Origin of the sequence: Polaribacter sp. L3A8, from assembly GCF_009796785.1 — a bacterium.
Classification (GTDB): Bacteria; Bacteroidota; Bacteroidia; order Flavobacteriales; family Flavobacteriaceae; genus Polaribacter.
This window is the reverse complement of sequence record NZ_CP047026.1, coordinates 4,055,125-4,069,939: the sequence shown is the minus strand read 5'-3', so window position 1 is coordinate 4,069,939 and position 14,815 is coordinate 4,055,125. Positions and strand designations below refer to the sequence as shown.

13 protein-coding genes, 1 tRNA gene and 1 pseudogene are annotated in these 14,815 nt (G+C 28.8%); 4 read left to right on the top strand and 11 right to left on the bottom strand.

From position 1 onward, the window contains the following. Positions 1-435 precede the first annotated feature (435 nt). Complete coding sequence (locus tag GQR92_RS16990; RefSeq protein ID WP_158841609.1) at positions 436-1,044, top strand: hypothetical protein; 609 nt, start codon at positions 436-438, stop codon at positions 1,042-1,044. An 89-nt stretch (positions 1,045-1,133) separates the two neighbouring features. On the opposite strand, the gene GQR92_RS16985 is transcribed toward GQR92_RS16990, so the two are convergent. From GQR92_RS16985 to GQR92_RS16955, 7 genes are all read right to left on the bottom strand, one after another. Beyond that, positions 1,134-2,624: a M48 family metallopeptidase gene (locus tag GQR92_RS16985; protein ID WP_158841607.1), complete on the bottom strand. Its 1,491-nt coding sequence runs from the start codon at positions 2,622-2,624 to the stop codon at positions 1,134-1,136. Positions 2,625-2,630: 6 nt separating this feature from the next. Continuing rightward, a complete protein-coding gene (locus tag GQR92_RS17845; protein WP_199269155.1) occupies positions 2,631-3,788 on the bottom strand; it encodes a DUF6882 domain-containing protein in 1,158 nt (385 codons plus the stop codon). 51 nt (positions 3,789-3,839) lie between these two features. Further along, entirely contained in the window at positions 3,840-4,496 is a 657-nt protein-coding gene (locus GQR92_RS16975) for a hypothetical protein (RefSeq protein WP_158841605.1), read from the bottom strand. A 15-nt stretch (positions 4,497-4,511) separates the two neighbouring features. Beyond that, the gene (locus GQR92_RS16970; protein WP_158841603.1) at positions 4,512-5,483 is read right to left on the bottom strand and encodes a hypothetical protein; all 972 of its coding nucleotides are present in this window, start codon (positions 5,481-5,483) and stop codon (positions 4,512-4,514) included. A 41-nt stretch (positions 5,484-5,524) separates the two neighbouring features. Then, complete coding sequence (locus GQR92_RS16965) at positions 5,525-5,935, bottom strand: hypothetical protein (protein ID WP_158841601.1); 411 nt, start codon at positions 5,933-5,935, stop codon at positions 5,525-5,527. Positions 5,936-6,042: 107 nt separating this feature from the next. Continuing rightward, positions 6,043-6,780, bottom strand: a complete 738-nt coding sequence (locus GQR92_RS16960; RefSeq protein ID WP_158841599.1) for a LytR/AlgR family response regulator transcription factor — start codon at positions 6,778-6,780, stop codon at positions 6,043-6,045. Next, positions 6,780-8,630, bottom strand: coding sequence for a tetratricopeptide repeat-containing sensor histidine kinase (locus tag GQR92_RS16955; protein WP_158841597.1), 1,851 nt, complete (start codon positions 8,628-8,630; stop codon positions 6,780-6,782). Before GQR92_RS16955 ends, GQR92_RS16960 begins: the two co-directional genes overlap by 1 nt. Before the next feature lie 217 nt (positions 8,631-8,847). Between GQR92_RS16955 and GQR92_RS16950 the strand changes: the two genes are divergently transcribed. Both GQR92_RS16950 and GQR92_RS16945 read left to right on the top strand, forming a co-directional pair. Continuing rightward, positions 8,848-9,294 carry a GNAT family N-acetyltransferase gene (locus tag GQR92_RS16950; protein ID WP_158841595.1) on the top strand — a complete coding sequence of 149 codons (447 nt, stop codon included), beginning with the start codon at positions 8,848-8,850 and terminating at the stop codon, positions 9,292-9,294. Between the two features lie 66 nt (positions 9,295-9,360). Continuing rightward, positions 9,361-9,433 (top strand) — tRNA-Gly (locus tag GQR92_RS16945). Positions 9,434-9,545: 112 nt separating this feature from the next. Here the strand turns inward: GQR92_RS16945 and GQR92_RS18210 are convergent. From GQR92_RS18210 to GQR92_RS16935, 4 genes and pseudogenes are all read right to left on the bottom strand, one after another. Beyond that, positions 9,546-9,902, bottom strand: a pseudogene (locus tag GQR92_RS18210) (ISL3 family transposase); the annotation flags it as partial. A 70-nt stretch (positions 9,903-9,972) separates the two neighbouring features. Further along, positions 9,973-10,176, bottom strand: coding sequence for a transposase (locus GQR92_RS18205; RefSeq protein WP_368074166.1), 204 nt, complete (start codon positions 10,174-10,176; stop codon positions 9,973-9,975). A gap of 35 nt (positions 10,177-10,211) precedes the next feature. Continuing rightward, the gene (locus GQR92_RS18200) at positions 10,212-10,376 is read right to left on the bottom strand and encodes a hypothetical protein (protein ID WP_233269879.1); all 165 of its coding nucleotides are present in this window, start codon (positions 10,374-10,376) and stop codon (positions 10,212-10,214) included. A gap of 104 nt (positions 10,377-10,480) precedes the next feature. Beyond that, positions 10,481-10,858: an ISAon1 family transposase N-terminal region protein gene (locus GQR92_RS16935; protein WP_158838034.1), complete on the bottom strand. Its 378-nt coding sequence runs from the start codon at positions 10,856-10,858 to the stop codon at positions 10,481-10,483. 313 nt (positions 10,859-11,171) lie between these two features. Here GQR92_RS16935 and GQR92_RS16930 point away from each other — a divergent pair, with 313 nt between their 5' ends. After that, positions 11,172-14,777 (top strand): type IIG restriction enzyme/methyltransferase, encoded by a 3,606-nt coding sequence (locus tag GQR92_RS16930; protein WP_158841593.1) that lies wholly within the window; start codon positions 11,172-11,174, stop codon positions 14,775-14,777. The last annotated feature ends 38 nt before the right edge of the window (positions 14,778-14,815 follow it).

Sequence of the window (14,815 nt, the reverse complement as noted above, 5' to 3'; positions counted from 1 at the left end):
TTGAGTCTTTATTTCAGTTACTATTTTTTAACAACATCATTTAGATATATCTATTTATAGGGTAACAAATTTCTTGTAGAGATTCTTTAAAGTATTAAAAGTCACTATACCTTACCAAATAAGAGTTTATAAATTACCTCCCTAAATTTAAAGACAAAACATCATCAAAATACACTTTACGAAAAATAAACACCTTTTTGCTCGCTTCTTTTAAACACAAACCTTTGCCAACCTCAACTTACTTTTAATTTAATTTAATAAGTAAACAAAGAATTTAATGTTTGATAAAAACCTCTTTTAAACTCCAATATTAAATAGAAATCATATAAATAATGTAATTTTACCTGCTTAAACATTTAAAATATTCGTCTAGTTTTCAGTCGATAAAAAAACAATTCACATCAGTATAAACCACTAAAGTACAGCCTATAACAGATGAAAAGCCTATTATTACTATTAATTTTAATATGTATCTCAACCAATTCTAGTGTAGCACAAACCGAAGTTCAACAGAAAAAAGCAGAAGATTATTACCAAAAGCAACCTCAACTAAAAAGATATACCAACACTTGGTATTGGTTATTTGGTTCTTTAAATAGTACCGATAACCTTTCTAAAAACAAAATGGTTTCTTGGGAACTAGAAGATGGTGGTTGGTATGCTGGCTTAGGTAAAAACGAAAACTATACGGGATACGGAATTCAATTTAAAGCAAAAAACAATAGTTATATTTTTAGCAATTGGAAAAACACAAAACCAAACGGAATGACCTTATCTCAAAGTCTTGATTATAGTTTTATGGGCACTTACCAAGATGCTGTTAAAAATGGTTTTGGAATTACAAAATGGTCTAACTACAAACCTTTTAGTAACAACAATTATAAAAATGTAATAAAATATATTGGTGAATATAAAAATGGAATATGGAGTGGATTTGGTATTCTCTATTTTAGAGATGGTACTTACAAATCTGGAATTTTTGTTGACAGCATATTAAGTAAAGAATTACCAAAATTAGAAGTTTTAGAAGCTTTAGGTTTTTAAAAGAAAAAGGCAGTAATTTAAAATTACCACCCTTCTTATTACTGTAGTAAGAATCCCCCAATTCTTAAACAGCACTTATAAACTTTTTATTAGACTCCTTGTGCATCCCCAATAACACGATCTATAAAATCTGAATTGATATATAAAAGTCTTGCCAAGTTGTATAAAACATTTACTTCACTATCATCTATTTCTCCATCGGCATAAGAAATAATAGATAAATCTCTTAATATATTTAGCTTTTGCATTACAGACAAAACAACATCTAAATCTTTAGTAAGTTGTTGCACCTCATCAATCATTTCATCTTCTGTAAGCCCTTTTATAGTCATCATACAATTGGCAAAAACTTTAGGCGCCACAATACTACTTAATGCTTGTATTTCAGAATCGTCTACAACACCATCGGCATTAGATATTAAATAACCTCCTAAAAACATTAAACGTTGTATTTTTTCAGAATGTTCTCCTTCTTCTTCTAAGTTTTCTGGTTCCATTAAAGACATAATACGTTTAATTTCTACCTCCATAGCTTCTTCTGTAATTTCTCCAGAAACAGACGTATTAAAAGCGGCATACGTTTCACTTTTATTAAAAAGTTCTAGAGCTTTAATTCTTAAAGGACTAAAAGGATGAGTACTATACCAATCTGATGGATCTAAATTAGAATCGTTTAAAACCTCTTCTAAATCTACAAATTGCTCTATGTAAGCATTTAATTGAAAGTCTAAAGAATCTGTGGTTACACCAGACGATAATTTAAAGAAAGTACGCCCTACAGCTTCAAAGTTTTGACAACATAATAAACCTGCTCTATCTGCACTAATTTCTGCATTTCTGTTCCAAGCATACAATTTCATGGCATGGATAGGCGCTAAATCATTTTCTCCTGTATCTAATATTTGTCTTACCGGATAATCGAAGTGTTCAAAAAGCACATGGCCTATTTCATGACCAACTACAAAAGTTAACTCTTCTTTAGAAAAACGCTCTAAGACTCCTGAGGATAAAATAATGTATAATTTATTCTCATCTGGCGGATAGCAAGAAGCGTTAAAAGTATCTCCTTGATACACAAAAAACTCAATATCTGCTTTTAATTTCAAGGTACTTTTACAATGCTCACCAATTTCATGAAGCATTGGTGCTAAGGTTTTTGTAAGCCTTAAACTAGATTTTAACAAATGTTTTCTAGACTTAAATTTACCACTATTTTTGTTTACCTTTTCTAACGTTTTTTGTATCAACTCGTCTTGCTGAAAAGCAATTACGTAATCTCTATCACCATCATATACTAATAAATTTAAATCGATATCGGCCCTGTTATTCGTATAAATTTCTGGTGCTGTATCTACAATTGCTTTATGGTTTAAAGCATTTATTTCTTCAATACGTTTGGTGTATTCTGCTGCCAATTCTGTTGTTATATTTTGAAATACAACACTGGCTTCTTGTATTTTTTCGAAATTTCCTGATGCTTGTGCATCATTTAAATCGGTTAACATTTTTTCTTGGGCTGCATTTAAAGCAGCTTGATGTTCTTTTTCTAATTCTGAAAGTGTTTCTGATATATATGACATACTATTTTAGGCTTGAACAGTTAATTTTGAATTAGATATTTTCATTAATCGACCTTTTAAGTCGAAAATTCCAAGAATTTGATCATCCTCTTTTTTAGCAACAATATTATTACCTGGCAATTCTACTTCGTATCCTTTTCCTTTTAAATAAAAATACAAACTGTATTTATGAGGAAACGTATAGTTTGCGGCTACCTTTGTAAAATGAGAACAAATTAAAGCAGGCACTGTTCTTGCTTTGCTATCTGCTTCTGCAGATGTTATGGTAACATAAACCGTTAAGCCTTTAAAAGTTAATGGTACGTAACAACTTTCTTTTACCATTGCAGAAATTATTGTAGAAAAATAAACTCCCGGATCTGAACTAAATTCTTTTTTAGATGTAACAAAATCTTCAATTTGATAAGCCTCTCCTATTGCTTTTGCTGCTAAAGCTGTTTGTAAAAACTTTTCTGGAATACCACTTTGTGTATTTGCCCAAGCCCATAACCAACTTTTTTCATTTTCGGAATAAGTACCTAACACCTGAATGTCAAAAACTTTATCGTCTCCGTACGTTAATTTTCCTTCTAACATATCGCAACTCCAACCTAAGCCTTCTACCATTTCTCCAAACACCTCTTGTTTTTCTAAAGAAACTACAACAGATTGGTTATATAATTCTTGAATAGTTACTTTTGCCGTTTCTGCTGATGCTTCTTGTGCGCTTTCTGTTTCCGTAGATGCTGCTTCTGGAGTTCCTTCTGCAAATTCTTCTAACTTTTCTTCTAATAAAGAAATAATGCGAGTTGTTTTTCTATCTACAGCATCGGCATTTATAACAGGACTATGATTTATTTTTAAAACTCCTTCTTCAAAAGTAATTGCACGTTCTAAATTGTGTTCTTCGTTTTCATTAATAATAACTACGTTTTTTAATCCGGCTTTTAAAAGTTCAACGCCCATTTCATCTACACAAATAGCTTTAAAAGCTTCTATTAATGGTAAAAAATATATTTTAGGAAACGTATCATTGTACAAGTGAGAGAAACGATCTTCCATTAAAGTGTTCCAAGAAATATCTAAAGGAACGGCAAAACCTGCTGCTTTATTAATTTCTGTTTCTAATGCCGGAAATAATTCTTTTTTAAAGGCTTGGATAATTCTTTTTTCTTTAAGTCCCATAATTTTTATTTTATAATTTATTAATTGTTTAAAATGATTTTTTTGTTTGTTTTATAATATTTGAAGTAATTTTTCTTCTAAAATATTCAATAAGTTTTCTGGTAAAGCTTTATCAATTGCAATTGATATTGTTAATACTCCAGATTGATTATCAACACCTAACTTATTTTCTTGTTGCAGTACAATTGTATCAATACCTTGCCATGCTTCTTTACCTAAAATATCTTTTGTTATTTCATCAACAGTACTTTTTAATGCGGTAAAAACATCTTTAATATTTAATCGATTGTTTAATTCTCCTAGCGGAAGTTTATCAACATTAAACTCTTTTATTTGATTTCCTAATAGGCTTTTTTCACTATGCAACCAGCGTTTTAATTGCAAGACTGTTAGGTTTTCATTTTCTGATGATATGGGCCTGCTAATAGCTCCTTTAGATAATTCAACAACCATTTTTTTAGGTTGTTTTACTATAATAGACACAATACTGTGCGTATTAAAAAAGAGTACATCTTCATTCTGAGAAAGCATACAAACCGATTTATTGTGGTTATGATCTTCCTTTAAATCTAGAATTACACCTTCTAGATACGTTCCATTATTTAAAGAAATAGCAATTAAAACAGCTTCTTTTTTCTTAAAAATAGATCGTAAGATTTCCTCTGGCGTTTGGGCTACAAACGCTTTATAGTATGATGTTTTTTCCATGATGTAAATTAGATATTATGAGTGTTCTATAAGAAATTGGTAGTCTTCTGGTAATTGGTCTATGAGATACAGAAAAATTCCGTCTCTAGAAGTTGTTTTGTAATCGTAATAGGTTAAGGTTTCCTTCTCTAAATTAGGGTAACTCATTTTCACGACATACATACCAACACCTTCTGTTAAATTCTTGTTTTTTTCGGGGCTTTTTAATGGCTCGTGTTTTTCGAAAGCGATGTAAAATGAATTTAAATCTTTTTGATTGACCCAAATGTTACTCAAATACACAGGAGAATTTGGTTTAGAAAATTCTTGTTCTACAATATGGTTTATATGTACTGCTTTTATAGACCCGTAATTATTAGCAACAATAGCGTGCTGTTTGTATCTATAAGATTCGTTGCTATCATTAAATGTATTGGGCTTAACAATCAACTCATAAAAACCTTTTGCTTCTTCTTTAATTTTAAATTCTACATGCGCTTCTCTTGTCCAGGTATTTGGATATTTATCTAAAACGCTAACTATTTTATTTGAAAAATATTGAAACTTATTAAATGTAGGTTCAGATTCTAAACCAATACTAATTGTATGATTAAATACATTAACATCCATATTTAAAACAGCCTTATCTAATGCTTGGTACAACGCTTCTCTTAATAAAATTTCTTGTTTTTGATAATGAGTTAAGGCCTCTATACTTCTATCTTCTGTATAATGAAACGGAACATAAAGTGCATTGTCTTTTGCATTCCATTCAAAATTTATAACAATGTTACGGTTTTCTTTAAGTGCTAATTCTACCCAAAACAAATTAGGATTCATGTTTGCTGCATTAAAGTTTCTTTTAAAAGTTAAAATCTCATATTTGTTATGATGATGCTCTTTTAAGTAGGCTACAAACCCTTTTTTAGCTTTCATATTAGAAACGCCACAACCAACCAGCAAGAATAGAATTCCGATTAAAATACTATAAAAAATAAATTTATACATACCAATATTATTTACCAATTACACAAAGCCTTAGCCTTTGCTTATAAATTATTTTCTAATAAATTAACCAATACTTTCGTCCTGCTATCAACATCATCTGCATTTAAAATAGGACTATGGTCTACAGTTAAAACTCCATTAGAAAATGCATACGCATTCGTAGGGTTGTGGTGGTCTTTGGTATTTAATATGTGTATTTCTTTTAAGCTTTCTGCTAAAGCTTCTTTCCCCATTTTATCTGCTGCAATAGACTTAAAAGCGGCTACAAGTGGTAAAAAATATATTTTAGGGTACGAATCGTTGTATAAGTGTAAAAAACGATCTTCAAATAAAGTGCTCCATTCAATGTTTAAAGGTACATCAAAACCTGCAGCTGCTATTATTTGTGCTTTTAATTCTAGAAATTGTGCTTCTTGAAATGTTTTTGTAAATCTGTTTTCTTTTAATCCCATGATATTTTAATTTAAAGGTTATTTCTTTGTATACCTCAAAACTAAGACTTGATTAGGATGTTTTTAAAACCGTTTTACATTTGATCTTTTTCGTTTTATATTCGCATTTATAAGCTATCTAAAACCTGTTTTAAATACGATTTTTTACGTGTAGCAACAGGTATTATTTCTTGGTTTGTTAAGTGAACCGTATTGTTAGCATTCACCTTTTTTATGTATTTTATATTTACTAAATGAGATTGATGCACGCGTACAAAGGTGTGTTCACTTAAAATGTTCTCGTAGTATTTTAAATTACGAGCACTCATTATTTTTTTATCAACTGTATGAAAAACAGTATACGCTCCGTCTGATTGGCAACGTACAATATCTTTTGTTTGCAAAAAATACTGAGCATCCGCAGTTTTAATTAACAAGGTTTTGTCAATTTCTTTTTTATTAATTTCAGAAACCTTGTCTAAAGCATTTTTATAAACTTGTTCTTTTTTATAGCCAATTCTAAAGCGATCTATACATTCTGATAATTCTTCTGAATCTATCGGCTTTAATAAATAATCTATCGTATCAAACTTTATGGCTTTAATAGCAAACTCATCATACGCAGTGGTAAAAATTATTTTAAAAGTAATGCTATCTAAAGCTTCTAAAATCTGAAATGCATTACCGCCAATTAATTCTATATCTAAAAAAACTAAATCTATCGTTTCCTTTTTTAGAAACGAAATAGCATCTGTAACAGTATCTATTTTTGCAATAACCTCAATATCTTTCTGAGTATATTTTATCAGTTTATCTAATGTATTTAAAGCATTAAACTCGTCTTCTATTATTACTGCTTTTATCATTATAGTTTTAATTTAAAAAATACTTTTGTTCCAGAAGGCTTGTTGTTTTTATCAAATAAATCTTGAAGAATAAAGGATTTCTCTTCTCCTTTTTTTCGCATTTTTAAACGTTCTTTAAAAATAGCTGTAGCGTGTAAATCTTCCGTTAATTCTTCTTGCTTAGCTTTAGATGATCTACCTACTCCATTATCTAAAATAACAAACAACAATTCTTCCGCTTCCTTTTCTATTTTCAATAGAAGCTTCCCTCCTTTTTTCTTCTCTTTTAATCCATATTCTATGGCATTTTCTAAAAAAGGTTGCAACAACATTGGTGGCACTTGTATTTTAGTCGCATCAATAGCATTATCAACCTCAACAGCATACGTAAAAACATTATTAAAACGTAATTGTTGTGTTTCTATATAATTAGAAATCATGGCAATCTCTTTATCTAAAGAAATAGCTTCTTTTCTAACATAATCGAAATTTTGCCGAATCAGCTTAGAAAATTTTGCAATATAATTAGATGATTTTATCGGGTTTCCTTCTAAAGTGATATTCTGAATCGCAGCCAAGGTGTTAAAGATAAAATGAGGATTCATTTGTATGCGTAATAAACGTTGTTCTAATTTAGATGCCTTATTAGCTGCTCTTAGTTTTGTATTGTAAATATAAAAAGCAGTAGCAATAGCTAACAAGATAAACAACAATATGGTACTTATTAAAAGCCAATGGTTTCTACTATTAATTTCTTTTTGATGATTAATTTCTGTTTCCTTTTGTTTTACCTTATAAGTAACATTTGCAAAATTTAAAAGCCTGTTTTGTTCTAATCTACTTACGTTTAATTGCAAACTATCTCTTACTATTTGGTTGTCTAACGCTTTTACATAATCTGCAGACATAATTGCTATTGCAATAAGTTTTTCTCTTACCTCTATTTCATCCTTAGCATTATTATTAGAAACATAAATATTTAATGCTTTCTTATAATTAATTGCTGCGGAGTCATTTTTGGATTGTAATAAAAACAGGTTACCCAAACCTTTATAAGGTGCAGCATTTATATCTTTTATATTGTTATTTAAAGTAGCCGCTCCTCTTAGAAATTTTTCGGCCCTTTGGTATTTGCCAGCTTCTATGTAAGTATACCCTATATTATTTAAAACACTTGCTAATATTTTTGGGTTTCCTGTAGCATGACTTAACTGCATTGCTTCAGAATAACTTTTTAAAGCTTTGTTGTATTCTTTTAGCTGTAAGTAAACACTGGCTTTGTTATTTTTTATCGATATAATAGAAGCCGTATCAATTCCTTTAGCAAACAAACTATCGGTTACTTTTATATAAGACAGTGCTTTGTTGTAATCTTTTAATTTAAAATGAAGATTAAATAACTGATTATACGCTTTACCTTCTATACGTTTGTCCTTTATTAATTGTGCCAAATGCAATGCTTTAAGCGCATAAACTTGCGATGTTTCTACATCTCCAATATGTAGTGATGCACCACTTAATGTAATTAAACATCGCCCCTGATTGTAGGTGTCGTTTAATTCTATAAATAATTGATATGCTTTTAAATGCGCATTTAATGCTGCTTGATATTTAAGATTTAAATACAAAACCTCTCCTTTTTTAAACAATAACATGGCCTGCTCTAAAGAAGTTAAATCTTTATAATTTTGCAATAAACCATCTAATTCTAAAAGGGTTTGTTCTGGTTGTGTTTGGGTAATACTATCTAACCTACCTAGTTTTTTTTCTATATCTAGACCAATAGTATCTTGTTTAGAGCAAGAAAAAAGCAATACTAAAAAAGAAATAACGATACTTAATTGCCTTAGCCATTTGTATTTTAAAATCATAGAAGTAAAACTGAGTATAATTTGAATAAGCTAAAATACATAATCATCAATCTCTAATAAAAGAATTTACTTTTATTTTTATACAAGTAAAAAAAACATAAAGCCTAAATTTTGAAGAAGAAAACACAAAAAATCTTTATTATTGATAAATCACCTTAATTTAAAGAGACAATTATATATTCGCCTTATTTTATATTCAATAATTCAATTCTAAAGTATGAAAACGCAAATAAAAGTAATTGAAGTCGATAAAATTCTGACAATCATCCCTCTTTTAACAAAATTAAACTCAAAAACACCTTTAGCAATATTAAAAGAAAGAGTTGTAGAAATAGCAAAAACAGAAAATTACGAGTGTATCGGTTTATATATTGATGATAATCTAGTAGGAATTTCTGGTCTTTGGTATTCAACAAGACATTATATTGGTAAAACCGTAGAGCCAGATCATGTAATTATAGACGATGCAATAAGAGGACAAGGACTTGGAAAACAATTCTTTAATTGGATAGACAATCATGTTAAAAATAAAGGTTGCGAAGCCATAGAATTAAATGCCTATGTAAACAACCCACAATCTCATAAATTCTATTATAATGAAGGGTACAATATCTACGGTTTTCACTTTTTGAAGGTTTTACGTGATGACAAAAAATTTTATTAATTTTTTTTAAAAAAAAGTTGCAGAACTCAATAAACGTTGTATATTTGCAACCGCTTACCAATATATGCGAAAGTAGCTCAGTTGGTAGAGCGTCAGCCTTCCAAGCTGAATGTCGCCAGTTCGAACCTGGTCTTTCGCTCAAAACCTTATTAGAAATAATAAGGTTTTTTTTATGCCCAAAATTTAAAAAAAGTTATGGAATATCTATAGCAACTTTAAGGATCAAGTCAAAAAGTTGTGGGATTTAAGAATTACGCAAAAATAGTAGTAAGTCTATATAAGAAAAAATCCACATTTCTGACGCCTCTAAACTGTGCTCTAAAGGCTTTAATTTTAGCATTGAATGATTCTGCTGATGCATTCGTACTTCGATTATCAAAATAGTTTAAGATGTTTTTATAATGTATCGACATCGTTCTAGCTATAGTGTTGAAGCTTTTAAAGTGTGCCTGTCTTACTTTTTCATCCCATTTAGCAAGTCTTATAAGTGCTGATGTTTTGTCTGTAGTGTTATTGAATATCCAAGATAGATTTTGACATAACTTGTATGCTTTCTCTATATCCGGATATTTTTCAAACAGTATTTCTGCTCTTATGGCTTGATTTTTAGTCCATTTACTACTTGATTTATATAATAGATATCTGCTTCTAGCTAATAGTTGTTTGAGAGTATCTCCATTAGGTAATAGTTTTGGGGTATTTTAAAGATTTATTTCTGGTGTTTTCAATGGCATCATTCTCAGCATCAATCGCTTCCCATCTATGTTTAATTCTTATTTCTTGCAGTGCATCTAATGCTAATTTTTGCACGTGAAAACGATCTATTACTAAGGCAGCGTTTGGAAAGGATTTCTTGACTATAAGCCCCATATTTCCCGCCATATCCAAGGTTACTTCCCTGACTTTCTTCCTGTGTTTTAAAGGAATTTTATGACAACTTCAGCTTTAGTTCCTTTGATCATGGCTACTATTGCGCCTTTCTTTCCTTTAGCTAATTTATTTGTTATTATGGTATATAAATCACCGTTAGAAAAGGCAGTTTCATCAAGTGATAAGTGAGTCCCTAAATTCTTTGCAAACAATAACTAGTCTGTTGCGTGCTTCTGTTGATCCCAAGCTTTAAAATCACTTAAATAATCCTTATACTGTCTTTGTAAACTTCTGGGATTTACCCCGTAGAAATTAGCTACAGTACTTGTGCTAGTGGCGTTATTACTGACTGATATCTTTTAAAAAAAGCAGCAAATTCACTAGTTATTCTAGTGCCTTTTGCTACTAATTGCCAATCTCTTGTAACTACTTTTTTAGAATTTTCCTCAACCCAACGTCGTCTAATAACATGTAGAAAAACGTTTTTACCTCGAATTGGAAAATCTTGAATAGTAGCTTCAGGAAAAAAACCTTTAGAATTTAATTTAAGTGCTTTGAATTCTTCAGGAATCGTATTTAATTCTGTGAAATGGAAATGAAGTTCTCCATTTTTAACTTCGTGCTTAGTTAGTTTAAAATAGTCAACAAGAATTTCTGGTAATAATAGTTTTGTTAGTTCAATTGAAGTATCCAAAATAGAGGTTTATTAGAAAGCAAAGTTCATGCTTTTTAATTTACTCCACAACTTTTTGTGTTGATCCAACTTTAATCTAAACGCTGCAATTTATAGTGTGCCTAAAAAAATAAAACTCCCCTACTCTCATAGTATTAAAACTTCTTAATTTAAAGTTCATTAAATCACTTTATATAAAAACACATATATCTATTTATACTTTTATGTTTTTATACATTTATATTCTTATATATTTATATAAATATGGATTCCCATAATTATATCTCAATTGATTTTGGTACTTTTAATGATTACAAAAAAAGAGGCTATTTAAATGAACAAAACAAATACCAGAAAAGCATTAAATCCTGCATATAGAAAACACAAACCTTTAAGAAAAGACGTTACAAACTTTATAGTACAATTACAAGATTGTATTAATGCTGTAAAATTAAGTGACGATAATGGAGAAAGTGAGGAACATATTAAATCTCATTTTACAACTTTTTTTAATACTACTTTTTACACTAATAATTACATCAACACTAAAGACAGAATAGATTTAGCAATTTATTTAGAAGATAAACCAACATCTGATATAGGTGTAATTATAGAAGCAAAAAAACCAAGTAACAAAGCCGAGTTTTTAAGAGAAGATAATCTTAATAGAAAAGCATTACAAGAGTTATTATTGTATTATTTAAGAGAAAGATTAGATAATAACAACAATAATATAAAACACCTAATTGCTACAAATGGTTATGAATGGTATTTGTTTAAAAGTGAAGATTTTTACAATTACTTCTTTAAAAATAAAGCCTTAATAAAAGAATATAAAGATTTTAGAGATGGTTTAAAAGACACTACTAAAAACGAATTATTCTACAATGAAATAGCTAAAAAATACATTGCAGAAATAGAGCAAGATTTGCCTTTTGTTCATTTAGATTTTACCAAGACCAATTTATCTAAACTAAAAGATGGCAACCTAAACACATTATATAAAATATTTTCTGATGTACATATTCTAGGGCATCCTTTTGGTAATGACAGTAACCAATTAAACAAAACATTCTATAATGAGTTATTGCACATTATTGGTTTAGAAGAAGTAAAAGACAAAGGGAAAAAGATAATAAACAGAAAAGAAGTTAAAGACAGAGATTACGCTTCTTTATTAGAAAACACAATATTTCATTTAGAAGATAGAGATTACTTATCTAATATAAAAAGTATTCCTAATGGTGTAGACAAGCCTTTTAATGCAGGTTTAGAATTATGCTTAACGTGGGTAAATAGAATTTTATTCTTAAAATTATTAGAATCTCAATTATTAACCTATCATCAAAACGATGAAAAGTATAAATTCTTAAACGCAAAATTTATAAATGGTTTTGATGATTTAAATGATTTATTCTTTTCTGCATTAGCAAAACAAGAAGACCAAAGACACCCAAAATATAAAGACAAGTATAAAGATATACCTTACTTAAATAGTTCTTTATTTGAGCGCAATACATTAGAAGAGGAAGCTTTTGAAATATCTGCTTTAAATAATGATGAAATAGCAATTTATAGCGGTACTGTTTTAAAAGATGCTAACGGTAAAAAGCAAAAAGGAAAACTTACCACATTAGAATACCTCTTTAAGTTCTTAGATGCCTATAATTTTGCTACAGATGGTACAGAAGGTATAGAAGATGAAAAAGAAACCAAATCTTTAATTAACGCTTCTGTACTCGGTTTAATTTTCGAGAAGATAAACGGTTACAAAGAAGGTTCATTTTATACACCTGCATATATAACAATGTATATGTGTAGAGAAACGATAAGAAGAACTGTAATTCAAAAATTTAAAGAACAAGAAGAAACCACAATAGAAACATTTGAAGATTTGCAATCTTATTGTAGTAGATTATTTAAAGTTGATGATTTACAGAGATTAAACAACATTGTAAATAGTATTAAAATTTGTGACCCAGCAGTAGGTTCTGGACACTTTTTAGTAAGCGCCTTAAATGAGTTAATTGTTATAAAAAACGAATTAAAAATTTTAACGGATGCCAAAGGAATGCCTTTGCGTTGCGATATAGAGATTGTAAATGATGAATTATATGTAATTGATGATAAAGGTGCATTATTTGAATACAACCCTACAGATAAAGAAAGTGCAAGAGTGCAACATACTTTATTTCACGAGAAACAAACCCTTATAGAAAACTGTTTATTTGGTGTAGATATCAACCCAAATTCTGTAAAGATATGTAGGCTTCGTTTATGGATAGAACTGCTTAAAAACGCATACTACACGCCTAAAAACAGACTACAAACACTACCAAATATTGATATTAATATTAAATGTGGTAACTCTTTAATTAGCCGATTTAAATTAGATGACGATTTAAAAGAAGCTTTTAAAAATAAAGACCTTAATTATACTTTTACAGATTATAAAAATGCTGTAACTGAGTATAAAGAAACCAATAGCAAAGAGCGTAAAAGAGAGGTATTAAAAATAATTAATGAAGTTAAAAATAACTTTAAAAGTACTTTAGATAAATCCTTTTTAGTGAATTTTGAAAAAGCACAAGGGAAATTAATAAACGAACAAGAAAGACAAAACAATTTAAAAACTTTTGGTGAAAAGATTAAAAAAACAGAAAAAGACGAGCTTAAAAAATTAAAAATCAAAGCAGAAAAAGCTTATTTAGAAAAAGAAGAAATAGTAAACAACGCTATTTATCATAATGCTTTTGAATGGCGCTTTGAGTTTCCAGAGGTTTTAAGTGATGAGGGTGCGTATGTTGGTTTTGATACTATTATTGGAAATCCGCCATATTTAGATATGAGAGAAATTTCAAAAAAACAGGTTGAATATCTGAAATTAAACTTCAAAACTGCTTCTAATAGAGTAAACTTATTTTCATTGTTTATTGAAAAATTCTATAATATATCAAATCAAAAAGCTAAATCTAGTTTTATAGTCCCTAGAAACTTGATACGCTCAAATGAGTATTTATTGATTAGAGAATTTATATTAAATAAAACGTCGATTAAAGAATTATTAAGTTTTAAACTTGGAGTATTTGAAGATGTAACAAGTGAAGTTGTTATCTTAATTTTAGATAAGGTTATCTCAGATATTAATGATATTGAAATTTATAATTTTGTAAAGTATATAGATAAAAATGTAAAACCTAAATCAATTAAGCAGTCTGTTTTTAAAGAAAGTATAGGTAAAAGGTTTAATATCTATTTAAATGAAAATAAAATTTCATTATTGAAAAAGATTAAAAATCAATGTATTAACTTAGGTTCAATTTCAGAAACTCTTCAAGGCATAATAGCCGGTAATGAGAAAAAATTTATTTCAAAGGAGAAAAAAAATGAAATTTATAAACCTATTTTAAGAGGTAAAAATATAGATAAATATTACACTCCAAAAAGCGCTATTGAATATATTGAATATATTGATGGAACTAAACATTTAACTCGAAGTAGAAAAAGAGAGAATTTTGAAGTAGAAGAAAAGATTATTACGCAACATATTTCTGGCAAAATAAAAGGGACTATCGATTATTCTGGTTTTTATTATATGCAAACTATAAATGGTACAATAATTAATAATAATAAATATAAGATTGAATATATATTATCATTAATGAATTCTAAACTAATGGATTTTTATTATGATAATACCTTCAATTTGGGTGCAGAATTCACTACTGCCGTAGCTATTCACAATATTGATTTACTTCCTATTAAGGATTCAGTAAATGAATCACAAGATAAATTAGCTTTTTTAGTAAACGAAATATTGTCCCTTAAAAAAGAAAATCCAGAAGCAGACACCAGTAGTTTAGAAAAAGAAATAGATCAAATGGTTTATAAATTATATGGTTTAACAGAAGAAGAAATTGCAATTGTAGAAAATTCTTAATTATAGAAAAATTTAGGGAGATTCGTGAATACCAAAAC